The following is a 23,519-nucleotide window of genomic DNA, read 5'->3' as shown; positions in this document are numbered from 1 at the left end:
AGCGCCCTCGGCGTAGGTATTGTCTCCCGGATGAGTATCGACTGGGTTGACCACGATGACGTTGCGATGAGCGATGTAGTGGACGCACTGCGAAATGCCGACCCAGACGGGAGCCGGTCCGCCAAAGTCTTCCGAGACACCTTCGACCAGCTCTACGATGGCCAGCGAACCGGGCGATATTGCTGGGATCAGCTCTTCAAGACCGAGAAAACACACTACGGCACTCTTATCGAGATCAACCTGCGCCGTGAGTTCGATGGTGTGATCCGCGACGGTGACATCCTGGACTACTCCATTTGCACACACGAGGTTGACTGCAAGTACTCGCAGAAGCTCGGAGCATGGATGCTGCCGCCAGAGTCCTTCGGCCAGCTGATTCTCTGCTGCACTGCCGACGATCAAGCGGGTACGTGGAACATGGGTGTGGTGCGGGTTACCGAGGGCAATCGCAGAACCTCCACGAACCGCGACGGAAAGACAAGCCTATCCGCGGTGGGTCGAAGCGACATCGTATGGCTTCACCGCGACGCCATCCTTCCACCAAATGTGCTGCTACATGTGTCATCGGAACTCACCGAGAGGGTTCTGAAACCAAAATCAGGCCAGCAGCGGGTGAACGAGCTCTTCCGCCTTGTGACGAACCGGCGAATCGGCAGAAACACCGTGGCCACCGTGGCCCAGCAGGACGATTACATGAAGCGCGTGCGCGCCAACGGCGGCGCACGAACCACGCTTCGACCCGAGGGCTATCTGATCCTCGGCGGTGACTACAGCATCCAGCGCGACATCGCGATCCAGCTCGGTACCGAAGTTCCAGAGCCAGGTGAATTCGTCAGTGTCCGTGTAAAACCCGTCGATCACAGCAACCAACAGTCCGTCGTCATAGACGGACTGACGTGGACGCTTGCCAACGATATGGACGTCATCGAGGCCCCAGCTCCGGTGCTGCCCCAGAGGTAGGGCCGTCGAGTGCTGCAACGACCCGCCCGACCGCATCGGCTACTGGCTCGTGCTCCCACACCCGCACCACCGTCCATCCCGCCCCGCTGAGCGCCACGTCGGCAGCGCGGTCCCTTTCAACAGTTCGCCGCAGTTTTGGAGCCCAATACCACTCGTTCGATGTCGGTGGGCGCCCATGCTGAGGGCACGAGTGCCAGAAACAGCCATCGACAAACACTGCTACATGCCGTGAGGTGAAAACGACGTCAGGCCGCACCTTGACGTCACCGAGGTCGAGCCTGAAGTCCTTGCGAAACCGAAAACCCCGCCGGTGCAGAGCACTCCTGATCGCGACCTCCGGTTTGGTATCTGAGCGTCGGATTGCCCGCATGTTGCGGGCCCTGCCCGCAGTCGCTGGCCGAGGTACTCGCTGCGACCTGCATGCCTCCTCGTTGCCAGTGCCGTTCGTTACGTCGATTCCGTTCTCACGGCTCCGCATACTCCGAAGATACTCAGCGCCGGTGCTGCACGGGTGCGAGCTTGAGTGTGGGCCCGACTAGTGGGCGAAGTCAGCCGGCGAGTACCCGGAAGGCACTCCCGTCGAACCTCGTGTGGATTTCGGCCGTCGAATCTCGCAGCCTCCTTCGCGAGGATTCGTGCTTGACCTCCGGCTGCCGCCCCCAGGCGCGGTCCTCCGAACCGACGCGCGTGACGCTAGAGGCTGATCCGAACGCTTACCTGCTCTACGGACACCTCTTCGACTCGCATGGCCCTAGCGAGCTCGGGCCTAAATATCGCGATATTAATTCCGTCATCGCTGCTGACAGAGCTTCGATAGAGGACGCCGTCGAACCCGCAGGTCTTCACGAATTCGCACAGATACTGCGTGGGGATGTACTCGTATGGGGCCCCGCGGGGTTGGACGGGACGGGTCAGCTCGTCGCCCAACCGTTCTAAGAGCGGCAGGTCGGCGCGGAGCTTGATGATCTGACTCTCATCGCCGAATAGCGGCGAGATCAGTCCTCTTGGCTCTCTGAGGTCTGCGAGCTTCAGATCGGGACTTGCCAGTTCGAACTCAGCGACGCATGCCCGCTCGCCAGTGTGCGGCCTCAGTTCCGCAACCGAGGTAGCGCGAGTGGAACCTAGGTAGAGGTATGGAATGCCAGCCGGGTTCGCGCGTCCGTGCCCGGCGAGGTGTGGAGGCGGTGCCCCCATGTTCGTAAGCTCGTAGGGGTCATCGTTGCTCATCAAACGAGCTCGGTACCAAGATAGATCACCGAGCGAAGCCGGCGATGTGATCAGCTGGTTCAGTAGTTCCTCGATGCGATCCATATCCATCGGTTCCGCAAGGAACCAACGGTTCTTGTGCATCATCTCGTCGCGAAGATCGTCCCAGCGCCTGAGGTTCCCGCCCTCGGAATGCGCGATTGGAGAGAACGACCTGCGGACGACCTCGCCGTCGTCGAGCACGTCCGCAAGAAGATCCTTGGCTTCCGCTGGGCGAAGGCCGGAGTCTCGAAACATTCTCCACTCGTTGGTCAGGAGTTCTACTATCGGCTCGCCGTCATCGACCTCTTCGTAGGTCGCCATGAGCGTCGAGAACCACTGACCGAGACTCTGCGGCTCCACACACGAGGCGTTCGATGCGCCGCAGTAGTCACATGTCTGGACGACGGGATTGCACTGGTCGATGTACTCCTCGCGGATCAGACGGTCCCCGAAGCAATTCGCACAGCATCGGCGACTATGCATGCGCATGGTAGTCAGCCAGCGTCTCTAGATGATGCTTGATCGACAGCTTCTTCACGTACCCGAGCCCAGGGAAATGGCGTCGGGCATGGAGATCTCTAAACTCTCGCAACGCAGAAGTTTCTAGAACGTTCGAGCTGTCGCGGTCCACCTCTGCGATCAGTTTTCCGAGCGCCTGTGAGAACTTCCCCGCCGGGTCGACCGGAGTGTCGTTGGTGTCGGACACGAAGTGGTAGACGAACATTGCGTCGTCTTGCTTCGGATCTATAAATGTCAGATGAATCGCCACCGCGTAGGCCGGTCCGCCGCCTTCCGCGTAATGATCGCCGACTGTCAGGAAGTCACCGTATCCGTCGCCGCCGAGCTCGTCGAATGTCACGTGCAGATCCGAGAACCTATCTCTAAAGTCGTAATCAGCGTTCTTCTTGCGCTCGAATCCGTCCTCGACGAGGATTCGGCGACCGCCCTTGAACGGCCGCCTGTACAGGGTATTTCGAGCATCCAAGAAGACGTGGGTGTAATCGCCTTCGGGCAGGTTGTCAGCAAGGCCTCTGCCATCCGTGAAGCCTGCATGGACCAGGGTCAGTGGGTGTTCTTCGTAAGGCGAGATCTTCGCCAGCGCATCGTCGACGCCCATAGTGCTCGTCAACAGCAAGGCAGGCGAGATCGCGTCGTTGTCACCGTAACTCTCCGCCAAGTAGGCGGCGAGGTTCTCGCTGTCCTTCTTGTGGTCGCCGTGGCGCGGATTGACAATGACTGCGGCAGCAGCCCCTTGTGCGACGAGTTCTTGCAGTGTCCGCTGGAGGCCGCTGAAAGTTTCGCGGACCGGTTCGATGATCGGATTGAAAGAAGCGTCGGCGATGACCTTCGCCGATTCTCGAATCGCAAGGAGCTCGAACTGCTTACCGCGGAAGAACGGATAGTACATGGGGGTCCTAACTCCAAGCGAGTACGGATGAGAGCGGTTGCCACGTCGCGGCGCTCAGATTCCGTCGCGCTGCTGCTGACAGATCGGTAGAGAGGATAGCCGCACTAAGCGGCTTGGGAAGCTGCTTTACGAAAGGCTCAAGCTCGGCGCGCGAGCGGGCGGACTTAAGCACGCTCACCGCCCTGGCATGAACAGTCGATGCATCCAATCCGGCAAAGATCTCGCGAAGCACTCCCCACCGTCGGGTGTTCGGCACGTCAGGGAATTCGATTCCGAGGTCAGTGAGCACGTCGATGGCTTCATCTATGCGAAGCGTCGAGAGGACCGCAAGTGGGGAGGTTCTTTCCGGCAGGTCGACTGCTTCCCTTACGACCTGGAGGCGGAACCGAGAAGAGAGGACAAGTACGCCCACATCCTCCGGAGCGATCCTTAGGACAGATTCGGCCTGCGCCGGACTTGTAACCACGTTCACGCTCGCGAAAACGGAGCGGTAATCGGCGAGCTGACCGGCGAGGCGCTGGCATGAGTCTCGCTCGGACTTTATCTCGTATGCCGTGGCGGTCCCGTTGAGGACGACGACATCGGCCCTTGAGCTTCCCGCCCGCAGTTCGTTCAATACCGTGGCGGTTCGGAGGTTATGCCTCCCCAAGACGATTTTCTGCGTAATCGCGATGCGATAGACGTAGTCGTCACGGTTGCCCATTTTGCACAGAGAGGAGAAGCCCAGCTCGAAGGCATCTGCCAGTGTCGCTTCTTCCGGAAGCATTGCGGGAACACCGGATTCGGTCAGCAATCGCGCTAGAAGTGGAGACCGACCTGTCTTTCCGATCTCCCGAAGTACGGCGGGAGAGAAAATCCGAGAAAGAGCCGCCAACTCACGCTTCGTGGGAGTGCTCATAATGTCCTCCCCTGCGGCGGCTTGCGGTCTGTTTTATCATAGTCGCGGCGGGCTCAACCACTTGCAGGTCGGCGGGGTCGTCCATGTCACGGGTGGTAATCGCCAGGGCAAGTCCGACAACTTCAGGTCCGGGTGATGAACGACGCCGGGACTGCGTCCTCCTGGCGACTATGGAGGCGCGATCTCTCGTGAGGAGGGACTCCTATCAAGTTCAAGGAAGTGTCCGGACGAGCTGCGCGAGCGGTCGGCGCCGGTCACGGCGGCTCGTGACGAGTATTCGTCGCAGTCGGCGGCGATCGAAGTCCGTCGCCGCCAAGTTCGGCATCGACTCGACAAAACTCTGCTGAGCTGAGCGCGTCGCGACCTACTCGACGCAAGCACGCATCCCATTTGCTGCCAGCGACACAGCCCAGAAGCTGGGTCGGATCGGGACTAAAGGTCGAAAATCAAGCGCCAACGCTATCTAGAAGATCGAATCAGCCTTCGTTGGGGCGGAGCTCGACCAATTGGCGATCGTCGACACACACGTGCAGGAGCCCGCCCGCTGCACGGTCGAACGACAGGCGGGCAACATCGGCCCTGATCTCGGGGGTCCCCACCGCGGCAAGAGCAAGTGAACATCGGTCACTGATTCGCAACCGGAGCGCGTCGTGGAATTGATTCGGCGTCAGGTCTGTCCGGAGGAACCGATGTGTTTCGGGTAGCCGACTTTGTATATCCTCGACGTGCCCCGGGTTGTATACGTAGCTCTTCGCAGTCTGCGGTGGCGCAGCTTGCGGTGGCATTGATGCCAGCCGGATACCGCCCGTGGTGCTTGTTGGGTGTGGCCCACTGTTGCCACTGCCCGTCGCCGAGTTGCGACCCACCTTCGACGTCGCTCAATCCACTTGCTCTCACCGCAATGGCCCGCCCCCGACTGCTACGGGTTACACGCGATACCGTGGACACCCACAGAACACCGACTTTGCAGCGCCCGAACCGTAGATCCGGCCGGCGCCGGACAGGGGAACAAATGACCGACCACGACACCACCGACCAGCCGCTGCAGCTCGATGGCGCGTTCGCGATTGCGACGGACAGCCGCGACCAGCTGCACGCCCTGTCCGTCCGCACGCTGACCGAGCTGCTGGGCAGCGCACCGGAGGTCGACGAGGACGGCGACATCGCGGTCCCGGTCCACGGATTCGGCCTCTACGTGACGGTCGCCGAGGACGGCCCGCAGCTGCACGTGTGGGCGTCGATCCTCTCCGAGCTCGGTGACGGCGCCGCCGCCGCGAAGAACCTGCCGGAGCTCTCCGCCGAGTGGCCGCGCCTGCGCTTCACTATCGAGGACGGGCACCTGCTGGTCTCGACGCTGGTCGACGCCGACCCGTTCGCGCCGCAGCACCTGATCAACCTGGTCGATGAGATCCACGAGCTCACCCACGAACTTGACGACGACTTCGCCGCCAAGTTCGGTGGTGTCCTCGACTGCGACGCTGACGACGACTCCTACGCGGGCGGCTGCGGGGGCTGCGGTGACGACTGCGCGTGCGGCGGCCACGACGCCGGCGATCTCGGGGAGACGATCCCCGTCGGGCAGCCGTCGAACTGACGCTCGTTACTTCTCGGCCGGCTGGGCGTTGGCTCGCACCGACGTCCAGCCGGCGATGAGCGACTCCATGTCTCTGCGGCCCCGCAGCGCGGGCATCTCGGAACTCGTCGATGGCGCGGGGACCTTGTCGCCGGCCAGGAACGGCCGAATGAGGTCGATGGGCACGGGGAACACCACCGTCGACGTGTTCTCCCCACCCAACTCCCCCAGCGTCTGCAGGTAGCGAAGCTGCAGGGTGGTCGGGTTGCGGCTGATGACGTCGGCGGCCTCGGCGAGCCGTGCCGACGCCTGGAACTCGGCTTCCGCGTTGATGATCTTGGCGCGGCGCTCGCGCTCGGCCTCGGCCTGCCGCGCGATGGCCCGCTGCATGTCCCGCGGGATCTCGACGTCCTTGATCTCCACGGTGGTGACCTTCACGCCCCACGGTTCGGTCTGCTGGTCGATCACCTTCTGCAGGTCCTCGTTGAGCCGCTCGCGCTCGGCCAGCAGCGCGTCCAGTTCGGCCTTGCCGAGCACCGACCGCAGCGTGGTCTGCGCGATCTGCGACGTCGCCGCGTAGTAGTCCTCCACCCCGACGATCGCCCGGTCGGCGTCCACCACCCGGAAGTAGGCGACGGCGGTGACCTTCACCGGCACGTTGTCCCGGGTGATCACCTCCTGCATGGGGACGTTCAGCGTGACGGTCCGCAGACTCACCCGGACCATCCGGTCCACGGCCGGGATCAGCAGCACGAAGCCCGGCCCCCGTAGCTCGACGAGGCGCCCGAGCCGGAACAGCACACCGCGCTCGTACTCGCGCAGCACCCGGACCGCGGCCGAGGCCACGATCACGACGAGCAGCGCGACGACGATGACGGCAAGGACGATGGTGGTCAACATGGCAGCTCCCACGGTTCACGACGCCGCACGCTCAGGGTGAGCCCGCGCACGCCCTCCACGACCACCGACTCCCCCACCCGCGGGATCTCGGTGTAGCCGAATTCCATTTGCGCGCGCCACAATCCGCCGTCGGCCTCCACCTGCCCGTGGGCCCCGTCCCAGCTGCGGACGGTCGCCGCGGACCCGACCAGCGACTGCACCCCGGTCTGCACCGGCGTCTGACGCGCCGTGAGCACCTTCCGGCCGGCCACCGCCGCGGCACCCAATCCGACGACGCCGATGCCCAGCGTGACAGGCAGCGCGACTTCCATCCCCAGCCCACCCTCGGTGAACAGCAGCCACGCCCCGGTCCCGGCCAGCAGGGTCCCGACCACGCCGAGGGCACCGAAGGTCGGCACGTGCGCCTCGATCACGATCAGCAGCACGCCCACTACCAGCGCCAACGCGCCCAACCCGGTCATCTGCACTCACCTGCGGCGAGGGCCCGGTCGCCTCGCGTAGCCACCCGCGATCGAGCCCTCACGTCAAAGGTATGCCCGCCCGCGCCGGGGTGCCACCGTGTCGTGCACCGACACTGTCGCTGATCGGTGCGATCATCGCCGCATGCATCTGCTCGACGACGGGTTCGCGCCTCCGGAGGCCTGTGTGCAGTGGTGCCGGGCGCGGGCCTACCCGCTGCACGTGTTGGACGACAGCGCCCACGTCGACCTCGACTGGTGGAACCACCACCTGCGCGAGCACAAGCACGAGATCGTCCTGCACGGGCGGGATCTCGACGGCCACGTGGTCGATCGCGGCATCGCGGTCGTGCAGCGCAACGACCTGCAACTCGGCAGCGAACTGGTCGACGCCGACCACGACGCACTCGGTCTGCTGTTCCTGTGCGCGGCCTGGCGCAGCGCCCACCGCAGCCGCCGCGCGAGTCGTCGCCTGCCCGACGTCTTCCACCCGCACGCGGACCAGGACCCACTTGGCAGGATCAAGCAGGTCCTGGACCGGTGCGCCAAGGACAAGCGGATCCCCGATCCATCGGGCGACGCGTGGTCGGGCTGGCCGGACATGCCCGGCGTCGGCGTGCCGCTCATGGCACTGTTCCTGTGGGCTGCCGGTGTCCGGCGGGAAGGGATCCGCGCCCAGCTGATCGACCAGCATGGCGTCTCGACGCTGATCCACGAGGGCTGGCTCGAGGAGCCGTCGGTCAGCGGCTTCACCATCCGCCGCTACGACCGCTACCTGCAACTGCTCAGCGACTGGGCGATGCGGGTGGGCACCGAGCCGGAACTGATCGAGATGTGGCTGGTGCAGCGCTGGAACGCGCGGGTCCAGGAGGCACGTAGCGGCGCCCGCGCCGAGCCGACGCTGTTCTGAACCACCCGCCGGCGTTCTCGGGGACACTGGCCTGATGCCGACCAATCCCGTCACGATCACCGTCACCGGTCACGCCGAGCGCACGTTCGTGCCGAATCGCTGTGTGGTGCATCTGAACATCGCGTTCGACGGCACCACCCGCGCCGAGGCCGCCGATCACGCGGCCGAAGCCGCCGCGGCGCTGACCGAACTGATCCGCACGCTCGACGGCGATTCGGCACGGCCGCTCCGCCGGTGGTCCCTGGACCAGGTCCAGCACGCCCGCTTCCGCCCGTACCACCCGCAGGGCAAGAAGCTGCCGTGGAACTACCAGTCGACGGCGTCCGGTTCGGTGACGTTCTGCGACCTCGACGCCGTCGCGGCCTTCGTCGACCTGGCGTCCGCGATCGAGGGCGTCAACGTCGCGCACCTGGAGTGGACGCTCACCCGGAAGGCGCACGCGAAGGCCGTCGCCCGGGTGCGGGACCTCGCGGTCCGCGACGCGCTCGCGAAGGCAGAGGGCTACACCCGCAGCCTGGGCTGCCGCCGGATCGAGGCGGTGGCCATCGCCGATCCCGGCATGCTGAACGCCGGACATCACCCGGACGTCGGACAACCGACCGCTCGGATGATGGCCGCGTCCGCCCCGGCCCCGGACAACCATGCCGATCGGCCGGCGATCGAGCTAAAGCCCGAGCCGATCCGCGTCCGCGCCGACGTGGAGGCCCGGTTCGAGGCGGTATGACCGACGGCAGAGGACGCGACGCCGTCATGCCGGGCGTCTATCAGGCACGGCGCATGAACTCGATTGCGGTGACCGACTTCTCAGCGGGCAGCGGTGCAGGCGGTCTCGGCGCAGAGTCTCGATCCGTGTCACGACGTCGGGCGCAGTGGTTGTGGGCTGGTGGTGAGGGACGGAGGAGCGGTCATGGAGTCCCAGTTCGCCGCACTCGCGATAGCGGCCCACCCACTTGCTCGTGCGGGCACGCGAGATGCCCATCTCCGCGGCGACGTGTGCGATCGGTCTGGTTTCGTACCGTTCGATCAGCCGCCTGCGTCCCTCGACTGACAGTGGTGCGTTGACATGCAATCTCGCCACTAGCGATCCCTGTCCGATGGTTGTGAGGTCCGGGCTGGTCTTGTTGCGCGGTAGATGAGCCAGGCTCCGGCGGTGGCTCCCAGGGCAGCGACCAGAAGCGCCAGATAGGCGTGGGTGAAAGCTGCTGCAAGACCTCTCTGATTGCTGGCGACGAGTACCGCGCAGATCGCTCCACCGAGGGATCCGCCGACGCGTTGGAGGATATTGATCTGGGCGATCGCGTCGGCGAGATGCGTAGCGCTGACGGACCTGTAGGCGGTGATGCCGGCCGGCATCGCAACCATGTTGACGGCAGCACCGAAGACGATGAGTGGGGGTTGGAGCACCCAGATCGGCGCGTCCAAAGGCAGAGCCGTCAGGCCTGCGGTAGTCGCCGCAGCCAGCACGCCACCGGCGAGCGCGACGCGACCGGGACCGCGGCGGTCGATCCAGCGACCGGTGATCGGGGCGGTGACCGCGGTTGCGCCTGCGAAGCAGAGGAGGCTGACCCCGGCGTCGAGTGGTGTCTGTCCTCGACCGACCTGAAAGTACAGGGCGAAAAGGACACCGCTTCCGAAGATCAGCGCTCCAGAGAAGAACGCGGTCACGGCACCGGCACGGAATCCTGGCACCCGAAACATCTCGAGGTCGAGTAGCGGATCGGTGGATTTGAGGGTGACAGCAACAAACGCCGTCAACGCGAGGGTCGCGATCCCTGCAGCCGCGACGATGTCGGTGGCCAGTTGGCCGGCCTCTCCCCACCGGCTGGCCGCGAACACCAGGGTGGGGAGCCCGACACTGATCAGCCCGAGCCCGGTCCGGTGCAGCGGGGAGGTCGTCGATGATCCGGCGTCTGGGGGGATCAGGCGGCTACCAAGTACGAGCCCTGCCACGCCGATGGGGATGTTGATCAGGAAGAGATACGGCCAGGCAGCGCCATGCAGGATGAATCCACCCAACAAGGACCCGATTGCGGGCGCCGCGCTGACGGCGATGCCGAGGGTGCCCATCACTCTCCCTAGACGGTCCGGTCCGACTGCCTGGCCCAGGACCGTTTGGCCGGTCGGAATGAGGACACCTCCGGCAAGGCCTTGGAACACGCGCGCCACAATGAGGAACCCAATTGTCGGCGCGGCGGCGCACCCGATGGACGCCACGGTGAACGCCGCGAGAGATGCCAGCCACAGTCGTCTACTGCCGTAGCGACGGGCGAGCCATCCTGCCAGCGGAAGAGAGACAGCCAGAGCCAGCAGATAACCGCTCGCAACCCATTGCGTGGCCGCGAGCGAAGATCCCAACGCACGGCTGATCGAGTCCATGCCGACATTGACGATCGATGCATCGAGGCCACTCGCGAAGGCACCGAGCACGATCACCCAGCAGAGCCGCCACGTCCGCGCATCGATGCGATCGGTTTGCTCTCCGGCGCCACTCACCGCCGCCGAGGTCACGGCCTGCGCCCCGATCGAAGCGCGCCCAGTGCCTCGGACCAGTCCGCGACCTCGTCGAGCATCCGCACGAGAATCTCCCCGTGGTGGGGCGCGGGAGTGAGCCGCCCCGGCTGCTGGATGTCCGGGAGGTCGAAGTCCGTGAAGAGACTGAGCGCGACCTGGCTGCGGACACACGCAATCTTGACCTCGGCGAGCGTCAGGCGCAGCTGCTCGACCGCGCGCACACCGCCATGGAGGCCGTAGCTCACGAAGCCCGCTGCCTTGTCGTTCCACTCCGCGAACAGAAAATCGACCGAATTCTTCAATGCGGCCGGAAGCGAGTGGTTGTACTCGGGGGTGACGAACACGAAACCGTCGTAGGTGGCGATTCGTTCGGCCCAGCGACGAGTGTGTGGCTTGGTGTAGGCGCCAATGGCGGCGGGCACCGGTTCGTCCAGCAGCGGCAGGTCGTACTCGGCGAGATCCACCATCTCGATCTTGGCGCGCCCACGAAGGTGTTTCTCGGCGTTCTCCTGTACCCAGTCGGCGACGAGTCTCGCCCTCCGGTGGGGGCGGGTGGATCCGACGATGACAGCGATGCGGGGCACAGATGTGGTTGCGGCGTTGGTATCCATGCACTCAAAGTACAACGATCATTGCACTTAGTACAATGGTCGTTGTACTCGATCGGGAGGTCTCGTGTGAACGGCTACAAGGAGCGGGCACTGCTCGACGGAGCGCTGCGCGTATTTGCGCGCGACGGCTACAGCCGGGCAAGCATCCAGTCGTTGGCAACCGAGGCCGGCGTCTCCACTCGGACGATCTACAACCGATACGGCAGCAAGGAAGCACTGTTCCGCGCGGTCATCCTCGACAGCGCCAACCGCGTTGCTGAGCGTGAGATCGTACTGGCGGATCGGCTACTCGGCCGCATCACGGACCTCCGCCGTGACCTGATCGCGTTCGGTGTCGCTTGGGCCACACCGGATCCGGCATCGCTGTCCCACTTCGCCATGATCCGGCAGGTGGCCGCCGACGCCGACCACATCGACCCAGACGTCCTGGCGGCGTGGCGCCGCGCCGGTCCGGAGCGCGTCCGTTCCGCCATCGCCGAACATCTACTCGCCATGAGCAGCCAACGCCTGCTGAAGGTGCAGGATGGCCAGATTGCGGCCGTTCACCTGATCCAACTCACCGCCGGCACGGTCAACTCAATCGCCTCCGCAACCGATATCGAGCACCTTGTCACTGAGGGCGTCGACGTCTTCCTCGCCGCGTATGGACGCTGAGCCGTAAGCAGAGCTCTTAGTACGCAGTTCCCCGCAACAACCTCATGAACCGCAACAACTGATATATGTAGAGAAGCTTTGTCAAGAGGGCATGGTGAGGCGCCGCCGGGGAGCGACCCCGACGGCGCCTCGTTGCTTCCTCGCCCGAGCCGTGTGGTGAGCGTGTCGGTGGGCGACGCGCGGTCAGTCTGATATGCGCGGGTTGGCTACCGCAGGACGGTGTTTCGGCTGGATCGCATCCGCGTGTCTAGAGTCGAGCGTCGACCCGGCAGGGTCTGCTCATAGTTGTGTCGCGGGTCGATCCACGCGCTGCCACCACCGGCCCGGGAAGGAAGCCGATCAGGTTGGACGGTCAGTCGTCCATGACCGCCAACGACCAGCACCAACCGGCCAGCTCGCGGGCGATCGCCACGTTCGCCACCGTCGAGCGCTTGCGGCGTTCGAGGAAACCCACCCAACGCTGGTGCAGGCGACGGTTGCCCTCGTCCCCACGGGCCCGGGCGGCTGCCGGCGCCTGATCCCACCTCGAACGCATCACCGCACCGACGTGATACCGCGGCCGGTGGTGCCAGGCCGCCTCGACCAGCAGCCTGCGGGCGTGGGTGTTCCCGGTCTTGGTGATGGCGCCCTGCACACGTGACGGACCCGACGAGTACTCCGACGGCACCAACCCGACGAAGGATCCGATCGTGTTGCCGGTGAACCGATTCCAGTCCCCGATCTCCACCGCCAACCCGAACCCGGTCAAGGTGCTCACCCCACGCAGACAGCACATCCGGTGGACGGTCGGGGTGAACTCGCTCGCCGTGGCCATCTCCTCGATCGCGGTGTCGAGTCGCCGGCGCCGGGCCTGCATCGTCAAGACGTGGTCGTAATCGGCGTCGAACGCCATCCGCGTCGCGGGTGAGGTCAACTGCGGTGCCGCTTCGGTGCGCAGCCACCGGTCGTGCGCTCCGGTCCAGGCGGCGCCGCCGTAGTAGACGATGCCGTGCCGCAGCAGCAGTTTCGACAGGCGATGCCGCGCCCGCATGAGATCACCGCGGCAGTCTTCACGGGCCCGCACGAGATCGCGGGCCGCTTCCTGATCCGCGGTCGGGATCGACACCGAGGTGATCTCGTCGAGGCGCAGCAACCGTGCCAGATGCACCGCGTCCCGGGCGTCGGTCTTGACCCGGTCCCCGGACGGTTTCTGCAGCTTCGAGGGGGCGGCGACCTCGCACCGAATCCCTGACTCCGTCAACGCCCGATACAGCCCGAACCCGGTCGGTCCGGCCTCGTAGACCGCCGCTGCCGGTCCCGGCAACCCAGAAATCCAGGATCGGATGTGGTCGTAGGACGGAGTCAGGCGGGCCGCGAACACCTCACCCGTGACACCGTCGATGGCCGCTGCCGCGACCGAACGTGCGTGCACGTCCAGTCCAACGCTCGTACGCTCGGTAAACACCGGGGCCTCCCACAATTGTCGGATAGGCCGAACAGACAGGTTCGTCTGCTCGGTAACCCACGAATCTTGTGCGTGAGGCCCCGGCCCGCAAGAGCGGTCCACAGCCGGCCCTTCCGGGGCGTTTCTCGATCACTGCCGACCCGCCCGGCGCAGGCTGTCGATGTCAACGTGGAGCACGCGCAGCGCAGCGAGCATGAACGACGTTGACGTCGGCCCCGTGCCGGGCGCACCCTCACCGATCGAGGGGCGCCGACCCACTCGGGGCGAACTCACGACAAGTCGTGTGTCACTCCATACCGGCTAGCGGCGAATTGGATCACGACACCGGCGCGTTTCAAGCGATGTTCGCGCAGGGCTTGTGACGCTGTGTCGGCGCCCGCGCTCGCAGGGGCCGTGGCATCTCCCGTTCCGCGGGTTCGAAACTTTCCACTCGCCTGGCGGACGTGGTCGATATCCGACTTCGACTGGAGCACCATCCACCCTGATCGGCCCAGGGGCGGCGAACATCAAAAATCGCTGGTCGCACCGCCCAAGGTCGCGATCGCCTCGGGTCTCTCTGGCAACCCAAATCCGCTCGGCCGGACCTGATCCCATACGGGGTCGATCGAAGCCACCGGCGGCGTATCATTCGCCCGGTTGCCGATCGGCGCCAACGATTTCGACGGGGAGGAAACGCGAATGATCGAACGTCCTGTGCAGCTCGATGGCCGGTGGGCCGGGGGCTCGGCACCCAAGGTTCTCGCAGCGTGCGTGCTGGCCACCACCGGGATCCTGATGGGGAGCACGGGAACTGCAGGGGCCGAATCCGTTTCGAGTTCTTCCGCTTCCTCCTCCAGCGTCGATGCGGAATGGGAGTCCTCGTGGGCCGCCTACCAGTTCGAGAAGAGCCTGGCCGGTTCGGCGCTGAAGACCGTGACCGTCGACCTGCCGGTCACCATCGACGCGCCCGTTGACCGGGTGTTCCCGGTGTATTCGAACCTCTCCAACAGCCTCGGACGGCACCCGTTCCTGAAGGATGTGCTCGACCACCGCCGGTACACCGAGGGTGGCGCCGACGTCTGGGAGTTCATCGCCCTCGAGGACGTCCCGGCCGGCTCGCTGTCGATCCCAGGACGCACTGTCGGGCAGCAGCGGGTGTACGCCGCCGACCACTGGTACAGCACCGACACCTGGGACATGCCCGGCGTGATCACCCACCAGGAGGTCACGTTCACCGAAAACGGTGGCGCGACCACGGTCACCGAGCACCTGACGTTCTCGGCGCCGGCGGTGCTGATCGACTACACCGTGCAAAACGGCGTGTCCTCCCACATCGAGAACCAGCAGGCCATGAAGCGCGACATCGAAAACGGCACCCTGTAGCGCTACTGCGCGGAGGTAGGCGGGGTCGCGAAACCCTCGCCTACCTCCGCAGCCCGCTCGCCCGCAACACCCGCCGCCCCACCGCGGCACGCACGGACTCCTCGGTCCCGACGATCCGGACGTGGGTGCGGGCGCGGGTGATCGCGGTGTAGAGCAACTCGCGGGTGAGCAGCGACGACTGTTCCCCGGGCAGGATCACCGAGACCACGTCGTACTGGCTGCCCTGGCTGCGGTGAATCGTCATGGCGTACACCGTCTGCACCGACGCCAGGTGGCTCAGGTGCAGCAGGTACGGTTCCTCGCCACGCGCGAACGCCGCCACCAGGTCGCCGTCGACACCGTCGACACCGTCGGCGACGACAACGCCGGTGTCGCCGTTGTAGATCCGCATCTCGTGGTCGTTCGCGGTCACCATCAGCGGCTGCCCCGCATACCAGCGGTCCGGATCCAGCCGGCTGCCGGTGGCCTCGCCGATCCACGTCATCGCGTTGCGCGCCCACCACGACGCCCCGAACGGGCCCTCCCGGTGCGCGCACAGCAGCCGATGCTTCTCCGACGCCCGCACCGCGGCGGCCGCGTCACCGGCGAGGGCGACGGCCGTCACCTCCGCCGACGTCGCCACCACGTCGGCGCGTAGCCCGGCCAGGTCCTCGGGGTCGACGAACGACACGTCCGCCGCGCCGCTGCGCAGGATCTCGAGGGTGCGTTCTTCGTCGCCGTCGCGCACCGCCACCGCCAGCTGCGCGATCGCGCCACCGAACCGGCGGCCGCGGCTGAGGCGAATCACGCCGCCCCGCAACCGGTCCCGCTCGGTCGCGCTGAGCGCCGCCTCGGCCGGGTCGTCGGACGCCGCCAGGTCCGCGCCCACCACCCGCGCCAGCACCGGGTTCTCGACGCCGGTCACCGGCCGGGCCACCAGGTCGGCGAGCACGGCGCCGGCGTCCACCGACGTCAGCTGGTCCGGGTCGCCGACGAGCACCAGCCGCGCCTCCGGCCGCACGGCCTCGAGCAGCCGGCACATCATCGTCAGCGACACCATCGACGTCTCGTCGACCACGATCACGTCGTAGGGCAGGTGGTTGGTCTCGTTGAAGCGGAAGCGGCTGGTCCCCCGCTGCCAGCCGAGCATCCGGTGCAGCGTCATCGCCGGCAGGTCCGCCCGCAGCCCCACCGCGTCGGCCTGCTCGCGCACCGACTCCTGCAGCCGCGCCGCCGCCTTGCCGGTGGGCGCCGCCAGCCCGATGCGCAGCCCGGGCTGCTGCCGTTCGAGCAGCGCCAGCACGCGCGCGACGGTGTGCGTCTTGCCGGTGCCGGGGCCGCCGGCGATCACCGACGTCCGGTGTGTGGCCGCGACCGCCGCCGCGATGCGCTGCCGGTCCGGGGCGTCCGACGGCCGCGACGGATCCGCGAAGTCGCGGAACAACTCGTCCAGCCCGGCCCGCAGCAGGGCCTCGTCGACGGCGGGATGCCCGTGCGCGCGCTCGTCGAGGATCCGGCGCACGGTCTGTTCCTGCCGGTAGTACCGGTCCAGGTACAGCAGGCCGTCCACCAGCCGCAGCGGTCGCAACGGTCCGGTGTCGCCGCCGACGACCAGCGGGCTCGACGCCAGCCCCTCGGCGACGACGGCGTCGTCCGGCCAGGGCAGCGCGGCGGGGTCGACGTCGAACTCCTCGTCGACGGTCACCTCCCGGAGGCGGCTCAGGTCCAGGCACACCGACCCGGAGCGCACGGCCCGCACCGCGAGCGCGGTCGCCAGGTGCACCGGCTCGCGGGTCTCCCCGCCGAGCGCCGCCAGTCGCAGCGCGACGTGCACGTCGGCGGCCTCGAGCACCCCGGCCTCGTTGAACTCGCGCAGCACGCCCTTGCCGCGCTGCGCCACCCGCGCCTCGATCACCGGTCCCCCTCCCGATCGCCGGACGCCGCCAGCAGATCCGACAGCTCCACCACCAGCGCGGCGGGCGGATCCCAGTCGAACACGCCCGCCCCGCCCGGGGTGTCGGGCCCGACCATGCCGCGCACGAACAGGTACTGCATCCCGCCGAGATGCGTCGCCGGGTCGTAGCCGGGCAGCCGCCACCGCAGATACCGGTGCAGCGCAACGGCATACAGCAGCGCCTGCAGCGGATAGTGCGAGCGCATCATCTCCCCGGCCATCGCGTCGCGGGTGAAGTCGGCGGTGGTCAGCTCGCCGGGGGCGATCCGGTTGGTCTTGTAGTCGACGATCACGAACCGCGGCCCGTCCGCCCCCGACAGCCGCAGCACCGCGTCGATGCTGCCGGTGAGGTAGCCGCGCAGCGGCGTCGGCTCCAGGGTGGCGAGGCGGTCCGCGTACGGCGCGAGGACGTCGTCAGCCGGCAGGTGCCGGCGGAGCAACTCGACGATCCGGTGCAGCGTCACGGTGAGCTGTGCGGGATCGTCGCCGCCGCCGAGCGGCAGCTCGAAGTCCAACTCCGGCAGCCGGTCCCGCGGCATGATGTCGGCGAGCGTGCCGCCGCCCCCGGCGAGCGGGGTGCGCAGCACCGGCAGCAACGCGTCGGCCAGCGCCACCGGGTCCACCTGCGACATCCGCGTCGCGACCGACTCGGCGCAGTGCCGCCGCAGTTCGGTCTCGAGGTCGTCGGCGGCGGTGTCGACGTGTTCGAGGATCTCGTGGACGAGGGTGCCGAACACCGCGCCGTACGGCATGTCGTTCATGGTCGACGGGATCGCATCCGCCGCGGCGGCGGGGGCGATCAGCGCGGGTTCCTCGGGCTCGTCGTCGGTCTCGGGCTCCTCGGCCTCGCTGGTCACGCCGGGATGCTCGTGCGCGGACGCGGTGAGCGCGGTGTACGACGTGCGCCGCCACCCGGCGTCGAGCACCCGGTCGAAGACGGCAGCGGCGAGCGCGCCGGACTCCTCCTGCGGCGGCGTCCACGACAGCCGCGGGATCGGGTCGGCGCCGACGGCCTCCACCGAGATCGCGGCGGGCGCCGCGTCGGCCCACCGCGTCAGCTGCTGCGCGACGGCGGGATCCTCCGGCACCCCCACCTTCTGCGGCACCTCGGCCTCGCCGGGGTCGCGCCCGAACAGGATCCGGTGCAGCGGGCCCTCGCTGGTGCCGTAGGCGGGCGCCCACCACAGCACCAGCTGGCACTTGGCCCGGGTGAGCGCGACGTACAGCAGCCGCAGGTCCTCGCCCGCCGCCTCCGCGTCGCGCCGGCGTTTGCGGTCGTTGTACTCGGGGCTGCCCTCACCGCCGATGTCGAGGACGCGGCGGCCGTGCTCGTCGTGCAGCAGCAGCCGGTTGGGGTCGGAGTAGCGGCCGGTGCTCCACGCGAACGGCACGTACACGATCGGGTACTCGAGGCCCTTGCTGGCGTGCACGGTGGCGAGCTGGACGGCGGCGGCGTCCGAGTCGAGGCGGCGGCTGCGGTCCCCGCCCCCGGACTTGGGGTCCTCGATGCGGTCGGTGAGCCAGCCGGTGAGCGCGGTGAGGCCGAGGGACTCGTCGACCGCGACGGCCCCGAGGAGCTGGGCGATGTGCCGCAGGTCGGTGAGCGCGCGCTCCCCGGACGCGACGGCGAGCAGGCGCTTCTCGAGTTCGGTCTCGGCGGCGAGCCGTTCGAACAGCGCCGCGAACCCGGCCTGGCCGAACAGCGCGGACAGGTCCCGCAGCCGGCCGCCCACCGTCGCGATCAGGTTGTCGCTGGCGGCGTCGATCCGCTCGGCGGTCCACCCGAACAGCGGGGTGAGCGCGGCCAGCCGCACCCGGTCCGGCCGGTGCGGTTGCTCGAGCGCCTGCAGCACCCGCAGCCAGTGGTGCGCGGCGGGCGTCTCGAACACACTGCTGCCGCCCGCCAGCACGGACGGGACACCGGCCCGGTCCAGGGCCTCCCGGGCCAGCGCGATCTGCGCGTTGGTGCCCGCGAGGATCGCGATGTCGCCCGGTTCGACCCGGCGGCGGACGCCGTTCAGGTCGAGGGTGGCGCCGCTGTCGAGGAGGCGGACGATGTCGGCGGCCACGTCGTCGGCGACGCGCTCGCGCACCCGCCCGACGACGGGGAATCCGGAGTTGTTCAGCCGCCCCGCGCCGGCCCGCGGCAGGTAGCGCACCCGCAGCGGCGGCGCGCCGTGCAGCCGCGTTCCCGGCTTGGCCGCGTCGACGGCGTGCACGACGATGTCCCGGTGCCCGAGCGCGGCGCCGCCGTGCAGATAGTGCAGCGCCGCAACCAGATCCGCGTCGCTGCGCCAGTTGCAGGTGAGCTCCAGCCGGCGATCCGCGGCGTCGACCGCGTCGAGGTAGCTGAGCACCTCGGCGCCCCGGAACGCGTAGATGGCCTGCTTGGGATCGCCGACCAGCACCAGCGTCGAATGCCCGTGGAAGGCGGCGCTGAGGATCCCCCACTGCTGCGGATCGGTGTCCTGGAACTCGTCGACGAGCACCACCCGGTAGCGTTCGCGCACCCGGCGGCAGGCCGCCGCGCCGTGCTCGGGGTCGGTGAGCACGCCGTGCAGCAGGGCGGGGAGGTCGTCGAAGTCGCGGATCCCGGCCAACCGCTTGCGGCGGCGGGTCTCCTCGCGCACCGCGGTCGCGAAGCGGACGGCGTCGCCGGCGCGGGTGCCGTCGGCGTCCTCGGGCGCGAGCACCGCCTGCGGGTCGAAGATCGCCGCGCGGGCCGCCGCGCGCGCGTCGCCGGGCCGCAGCGTGCGGGTGTCGGCGCGGCCGAAGTGCCGCACGTACAGGTCGGCGATGACCTCCTCGACGAGGTCGTCGGCCTCCTCGACGAGGACGGCGTCGGGGTCACGCTCGCCGGCGATGCCGAGACCGTCGAGCATGCGCTGACAGAAGCTGTGGGTGGTGACGATGGTGCCGGCGTCGAAGTCCGAGAGCGCCTGCACCAGGCGTCGCCGGCGCTCGGCGATCTCGACGTCGTCGGCGTTCGCCAGGTGCGCGACCAGCCGGTCGTCGCCGGCGCGTGCGGCCGCCGGATCCGCCAATCCCGCTGCCGCCGAGGCGAACCGCTCGCGGGTGCGCTCGCGCAGTTCCTTCGTCGCGGCGCGGCTGAAGGTGACCAGCAGCAGCTGCGACAGGTCGACCCCCTGCTCGGCGACGAAGCGGGCCGCGAGCCCCACGATCGCGTACGTCTTGCCGGTGCCGGCGCTGGCCTCGAGGACCGTGGTACCGGTCGGGAGCGGCGCGAACAGGTCGAAGGCGGTGTCGATCTCGGTCACTCCCGTCGTCACGGCTCCCCCAGCGTCTCGGCCGCCAGCAGCGGGCCCCACAGCACGGCGGCCTCGGTGCCGAAGCGGGTGGGTTCGCAGGCGCCGGGCGGCGCCTGCTCGGCGGTGAGGGCCGACAGGCTCGCGCCGGCCCCGTGCACGTACTGGATGTGCCGGTCCTTGCCGTCACCGAAGTCGCCGCCCCATTCCCGGTCGGCGGCCACCAGCGCGAGTTCGATGGATCGGCCCCGGAACCGCTGGTCGGCGTACGCGGCCGAGGCGCCGGGCGCCACCGGCAGCGGATGCTGGAGGCCCCGATCGCGCATGTCGACCAGGCGGCGCAGGATCTCCGGCGCGTTCTCCGGTGCCACCAGCGTCGAGCGCGCGACGGGCGACCGGCCCCGGCCGCGCCCGGTGGTGACCGCGGTGGGGGTCGCGAACCGTCCGGTCGCCGCCACCGCGAGCAGACGCACCCACGCGCCGATCCGATGCTTCGCGGCCAGCCGCGAGAACGTGGTCCGGGCGACGACGTCGCCGTGCACGCCGTCGACGGTCCCCACGAGCCGGCGCCCACCACCGAGGTCGACGTCGATGTCGACGGCCTCGGCGCGCCCGGTGTGCACGGGTGCGGCCGCGCGGACGAGCGATTCGACGGTCCACTCGATGTCGGCGAGCGCCGTCTCGCCGAGTTTCGCGGGCGGCAGGGTGCCGCGCCGCCACTCCGCCGCACGGAACGCGGCCGGGTCGATGCCGGCGATGCGGGCCGCGAGCATGCGGTCACCGATCCCCCACCGCGCGAGCGGATCGAGTTCCAGGTCGAGCGCGTCGGCGGTGTCCTCGTCGAGATCGGGCACCCGGAACCCCAGGCGCTGCCGCAGGAACCCCTGGATGGGGTGTTCGAGGAACGCGACGAGATCGGCGAGGTCGACGATGCCGTCGCCGATCTCCGCGGCGGGCAACGGCTCCGGCAGGAACGGCGGTTCGGCGGCCGGCGGCTGCTGCGCCGAGCGGGCCCCCGCCAGCGCGGCCGCGTCGAAGCTCCGCGGGGCGACCGGGTCGAAGTTGCGGGGATCGAAGGGCTGCAACGGGTGCCGCGTCACGACGGCGTCCGATCCCGTCATCGCCTCGAGGACGTCGCGCAGTTCGCTCAGCGGCACGGCGGGCGGCCGCGGGGTGCCGTTGACCGGGTCGGCGCCGGTGTGGAACAGCAGCAGCCGTTCGGCCGCGGACATGATCGCGTCGAGCAGCAGCTGCCGGTCCTCGCTGCGCGGATCACGTTCCCCGAGAAGCGGATCGCGGGCCAGGACGTCGTCGCCGTCGATGTTGGTGCCGCGGGGGAAGACGTCGTCGTCGAGTCCCAGGAGCACGACCACGCGGTGCGGGACCGAGCGCATCGGCACCATCGTGCACACGGTGAGTTCGCCGGTGCGGAAGTTGGCGCGGGTGGGCCGGCCGGCGAGGCGGGACCGCAGCATCGCCCGGACGTCCGCCAGGCGCAGCTGCGCGGCGCCGCCGTACTCGACGGCGGCGGCCAGCTCGCGGCGCGCCTGCCCGAGCTGCCAGGCGTCGGCGTCGGGCACGTCCACCAGCAGGTCGAGGGCGCGGGACAGCGCGGCCGACCACTGCTCGGCGGACTGCGGTCCGGCGAGCCCGCGCAGCGACACGTCGATCCGGTCGACGTACTCGGCGAGGCGGCCGGTGAGGTCGATGTCGTTGCTCTCGACGTCGTCGAGCGGCAGCGCGAGCGAGAGCCAATCGCCGGCGGCATCGTCCGCGGCGGCGCCGAGCAGGATCCGGTCGAGCGCGCCCTTGATGGTGTTCTGTTCGAAGCCGTCGAGCCCGAACGCCCGCCGCTCGCGGATACCGATGCCCCAGCGTGCGCCGGCCGCGGCGGTCCACTCGCGGATACGTTCGAGCGCGTCGTCGTCGAACCGGAAGCGGCGGCGGACCGGACCGGTGGCCGCGAGGTCGATCACCTGGCTGATGGTGATGCGGGAGTCCGCGAGATCGAGCAGCGTGGACACGACCCCGAGGACCGGATTGGTCTGGTGCAGTGCACGATCCGCCAACCGCACCCGCAGCTGGTGGCCCGGATGGCTGAGCGGGCCGTGGACGCCCTGCCCGAACGCCGCGCGGACCAGCGGCGCGTACGTCTCGACGTCGGGGCACATGACGATCACGTCGCGCGGCTCGAGCGTGGGATCGTTCTGGAACAGGTGCAGCAGGCGTTCCCGCAGCGCCTCGACCTGCCGGGCCGGCCCGTGGCAGGAGTGGATCTCGACGGTGTCGTCCGGCGGGCAGGTCGACGGCGCCCGGTCGGCGGCGATGTCGGACTGCAGTCGCCCCAACAGCGTCGGCGGTCGTGCCGGACCCGGGTGATGGACGTCGACCACCCCGACCGCCGCGAGCCGCGACTGCAACTCGCGCACGTCCCGGGCGAGACTCGCCAGCAGCGGGTGGGCCACGTCGAGCGCCCGCAGGTCGTCGGCCCGCCGTCGCGGCGGATCGGTGTCCGCCAGCGCACCCCACATCTCGATGCTCGGGTGCGGAATCCACAGGTGCACATCACGATTCGCGCCGATCGCGGACAGCACCTCGATCTGGTCGGCGCCCAGGCGGGTGGGTCCGAACAGCGAGAGCCGCTCCGGCAGGTCGAGGAGGTCGGGCTCCGCCCGCAGGCGCGTGCAGGCGCCCTCCAGTCGCTCGGCCGGACTCGGGCTGCCGATCCGTTCCCGCAGCCGCCGCCACAGCTGCGCCTGCCACAGCAGGTCGTCGTCCAGCGGAGCGGCGCCGTCGGTGTCGCGTCCGGCGGCCCAGTCGACGAGCATGGCGGGACGCTGCGACCCGTACGAGCGGAACAGTTCGGCCAGGTGCGCGGCGGTGCCGTAGCGGCGCCCGGCGCGGTGGTCGTCGGAACCATGCCCGAGGTGACGGGCCAGCACGGCACACCACGGCTCGGCCAGGCAGTCGTCGATCACCTGCAGGAGGGTCCACAGCATGCGGGAGGGATGCCACGGGTCGTCGTCGACGTCGTAGCCGGTCGCGGCGGCGAGTGCCTGGTCGATCAGCCGCGTCGGGGACGGGAAGTCGATGTTGGCGGCGACACCGTCACCGTGGCCGGCGTCACCCGCGCCGAGCACGTGTGACAGGCGCTGCGTCAGCCAGCGCTCGACGCCCTTCGCGGGAACCGCAATCACCTCACGCTGGAACGGGTCCGCGAGGGGCGTGACCAGCACATCGGCGAGGGCGGACGCCAGTGTTCCAGCGCTCTCCGCGCGGTGCAGCGTCAGCAAATTTCGTACCCCCTCGGCGTCCCCGCACCGTGTCGTTGGGCAATTCCAGGGCCTAGGAGTATCACATGCTCCGGACAACTCAGCCTATCC

18 protein-coding genes and 1 pseudogene are annotated in these 23,519 nt (G+C 68.4%); 6 read left to right on the top strand and 13 right to left on the bottom strand.

Annotated elements, in window-relative coordinates:
• Nucleotides 1-30: 30 nt before the first annotated feature.
• The gene (locus ABTV10_RS08665; RefSeq protein ID WP_499034019.1) at nucleotides 31-960 is read left to right on the top strand and encodes a NaeI family type II restriction endonuclease; all 930 of its coding nucleotides are present in this window, start codon (nucleotides 31-33) and stop codon (nucleotides 958-960) included.
• On the opposite strand, the gene ABTV10_RS08660 is transcribed toward ABTV10_RS08665, so the two are convergent.
• From ABTV10_RS08660 to ABTV10_RS08645, 4 genes are all read right to left on the bottom strand, one after another.
• Nucleotides 923-1,438, bottom strand: coding sequence for a very short patch repair endonuclease (locus ABTV10_RS08660; protein ID WP_499034017.1), 516 nt, complete (start codon nucleotides 1,436-1,438; stop codon nucleotides 923-925). The two genes, ABTV10_RS08665 and ABTV10_RS08660, sit on opposite strands and share 38 nt — an antisense overlap.
• 215 nt (nucleotides 1,439-1,653) lie before the next feature.
• Nucleotides 1,654-2,529, bottom strand: coding sequence for an RES family NAD+ phosphorylase (locus ABTV10_RS08655; RefSeq protein ID WP_499034016.1), 876 nt, complete (start codon nucleotides 2,527-2,529; stop codon nucleotides 1,654-1,656).
• Between the two features lie 154 nt (nucleotides 2,530-2,683).
• On the bottom strand, nucleotides 2,684-3,616 hold the full coding sequence (locus ABTV10_RS08650; RefSeq protein ID WP_499034014.1) for a sce7725 family protein: 933 nt from the start codon (nucleotides 3,614-3,616) through the stop codon (nucleotides 2,684-2,686).
• A 7-nt stretch (nucleotides 3,617-3,623) separates the two neighbouring features.
• Nucleotides 3,624-4,514: a sce7726 family protein gene (locus tag ABTV10_RS08645; protein ID WP_499034013.1), complete on the bottom strand. Its 891-nt coding sequence runs from the start codon at nucleotides 4,512-4,514 to the stop codon at nucleotides 3,624-3,626.
• Between the two features lie 1,012 nt (nucleotides 4,515-5,526).
• On the opposite strand from ABTV10_RS08645, the gene ABTV10_RS08640 reads away from it, so the two are divergent.
• Nucleotides 5,527-6,108 carry a T3SS (YopN, CesT) and YbjN peptide-binding chaperone 1 gene (locus ABTV10_RS08640; protein WP_499034012.1) on the top strand — a complete coding sequence of 194 codons (582 nt, stop codon included), beginning with the start codon at nucleotides 5,527-5,529 and terminating at the stop codon, nucleotides 6,106-6,108.
• Between the two features lie 6 nt (nucleotides 6,109-6,114).
• Here ABTV10_RS08640 and ABTV10_RS08635 read toward each other — a convergent pair whose 3' ends face one another.
• Nucleotides 6,115-6,987 (bottom strand): slipin family protein, encoded by an 873-nt coding sequence (locus tag ABTV10_RS08635; protein WP_499034011.1) that lies wholly within the window; start codon nucleotides 6,985-6,987, stop codon nucleotides 6,115-6,117.
• Nucleotides 6,981-7,448 carry an NfeD family protein gene (locus tag ABTV10_RS08630; RefSeq protein ID WP_499034008.1) on the bottom strand — a complete coding sequence of 156 codons (468 nt, stop codon included), beginning with the start codon at nucleotides 7,446-7,448 and terminating at the stop codon, nucleotides 6,981-6,983. The genes ABTV10_RS08635 and ABTV10_RS08630 overlap by 7 nt, the downstream gene beginning before the upstream one ends.
• Before the next feature lie 142 nt (nucleotides 7,449-7,590).
• On the opposite strand from ABTV10_RS08630, the gene ABTV10_RS08625 reads away from it, so the two are divergent.
• Together ABTV10_RS08625 and ABTV10_RS08620 are read left to right on the top strand one after the other, a co-directional pair.
• Nucleotides 7,591-8,355, top strand: a complete 765-nt coding sequence (locus ABTV10_RS08625; RefSeq protein WP_499034006.1) for an 8-oxoguanine DNA glycosylase OGG fold protein — start codon at nucleotides 7,591-7,593, stop codon at nucleotides 8,353-8,355.
• Nucleotides 8,356-8,389: 34 nt separating this feature from the next.
• Nucleotides 8,390-9,079 (top strand): SIMPL domain-containing protein, encoded by a 690-nt coding sequence (locus ABTV10_RS08620; protein WP_499034004.1) that lies wholly within the window; start codon nucleotides 8,390-8,392, stop codon nucleotides 9,077-9,079.
• A 105-nt stretch (nucleotides 9,080-9,184) separates the two neighbouring features.
• On the opposite strand, the pseudogene ABTV10_RS08615 reads toward ABTV10_RS08620, so the two are convergent.
• The 3 genes and pseudogenes from ABTV10_RS08615 to ABTV10_RS08605 all read right to left on the bottom strand — a co-directional run.
• Nucleotides 9,185-9,424, bottom strand: a pseudogene (locus ABTV10_RS08615) (leucine zipper domain-containing protein); the annotation flags it as partial.
• An 8-nt stretch (nucleotides 9,425-9,432) separates the two neighbouring features.
• A complete protein-coding gene (locus ABTV10_RS08610; protein ID WP_499034003.1) occupies nucleotides 9,433-10,863 on the bottom strand; it encodes a DHA2 family efflux MFS transporter permease subunit in 1,431 nt (476 codons plus the stop codon).
• The gene (locus ABTV10_RS08605; protein ID WP_499034001.1) at nucleotides 10,860-11,477 is read right to left on the bottom strand and encodes an NADPH-dependent FMN reductase; all 618 of its coding nucleotides are present in this window, start codon (nucleotides 11,475-11,477) and stop codon (nucleotides 10,860-10,862) included. Before ABTV10_RS08605 ends, ABTV10_RS08610 begins: the two co-directional genes overlap by 4 nt.
• A 66-nt stretch (nucleotides 11,478-11,543) precedes the next feature.
• On the opposite strand from ABTV10_RS08605, the gene ABTV10_RS08600 reads away from it, so the two are divergent.
• Complete coding sequence (locus ABTV10_RS08600) at nucleotides 11,544-12,131, top strand: TetR/AcrR family transcriptional regulator (protein WP_499034000.1); 588 nt, start codon at nucleotides 11,544-11,546, stop codon at nucleotides 12,129-12,131.
• 352 nt (nucleotides 12,132-12,483) lie between these two features.
• On the opposite strand, the gene ABTV10_RS08595 is transcribed toward ABTV10_RS08600, so the two are convergent.
• On the bottom strand, nucleotides 12,484-13,542 hold the full coding sequence (locus tag ABTV10_RS08595) for an IS110 family RNA-guided transposase (protein ID WP_499033999.1): 1,059 nt from the start codon (nucleotides 13,540-13,542) through the stop codon (nucleotides 12,484-12,486).
• Between the two features lie 711 nt (nucleotides 13,543-14,253).
• Here ABTV10_RS08595 and ABTV10_RS08590 point away from each other — a divergent pair.
• Nucleotides 14,254-14,937, top strand: coding sequence for an SRPBCC family protein (locus ABTV10_RS08590; RefSeq protein ID WP_499033998.1), 684 nt, complete (start codon nucleotides 14,254-14,256; stop codon nucleotides 14,935-14,937).
• A gap of 40 nt (nucleotides 14,938-14,977) precedes the next feature.
• On the opposite strand, the gene recD is transcribed toward ABTV10_RS08590, so the two are convergent.
• Genes recD through recC form a run of 3 tightly spaced genes read right to left on the bottom strand, consistent with a single transcriptional unit; the run spans nucleotide 14,978 to nucleotide 23,429 of the window.
• Entirely contained in the window at nucleotides 14,978-16,831 is a 1,854-nt protein-coding gene (gene recD, locus ABTV10_RS08585) for an exodeoxyribonuclease V subunit alpha (RefSeq protein WP_499033996.1), read from the bottom strand.
• A complete protein-coding gene (locus ABTV10_RS08580) occupies nucleotides 16,828-20,160 on the bottom strand; it encodes a UvrD-helicase domain-containing protein (RefSeq protein WP_499033995.1) in 3,333 nt (1,110 codons plus the stop codon). The genes recD and ABTV10_RS08580 overlap by 4 nt, the downstream gene beginning before the upstream one ends.
• Nucleotides 20,157-23,429, bottom strand: coding sequence for an exodeoxyribonuclease V subunit gamma (recC, locus tag ABTV10_RS08575; protein WP_499033993.1), 3,273 nt, complete (start codon nucleotides 23,427-23,429; stop codon nucleotides 20,157-20,159). The genes ABTV10_RS08580 and recC overlap by 4 nt, the downstream gene beginning before the upstream one ends.
• Between the last annotated feature and the right edge of the window lie 90 nt (nucleotides 23,430-23,519).

The sequence above is a fragment of the Paraburkholderia sp. RHO2 genome, assembly GCF_050955445.1.
GTDB lineage: Bacteria > Actinomycetota > Actinomycetes > Mycobacteriales > Mycobacteriaceae > Prescottella > Prescottella agglutinans_A.
Note: the sequence above shows the minus strand (reverse complement) of the source record. Positions and strands in the feature narration are given on the sequence as shown.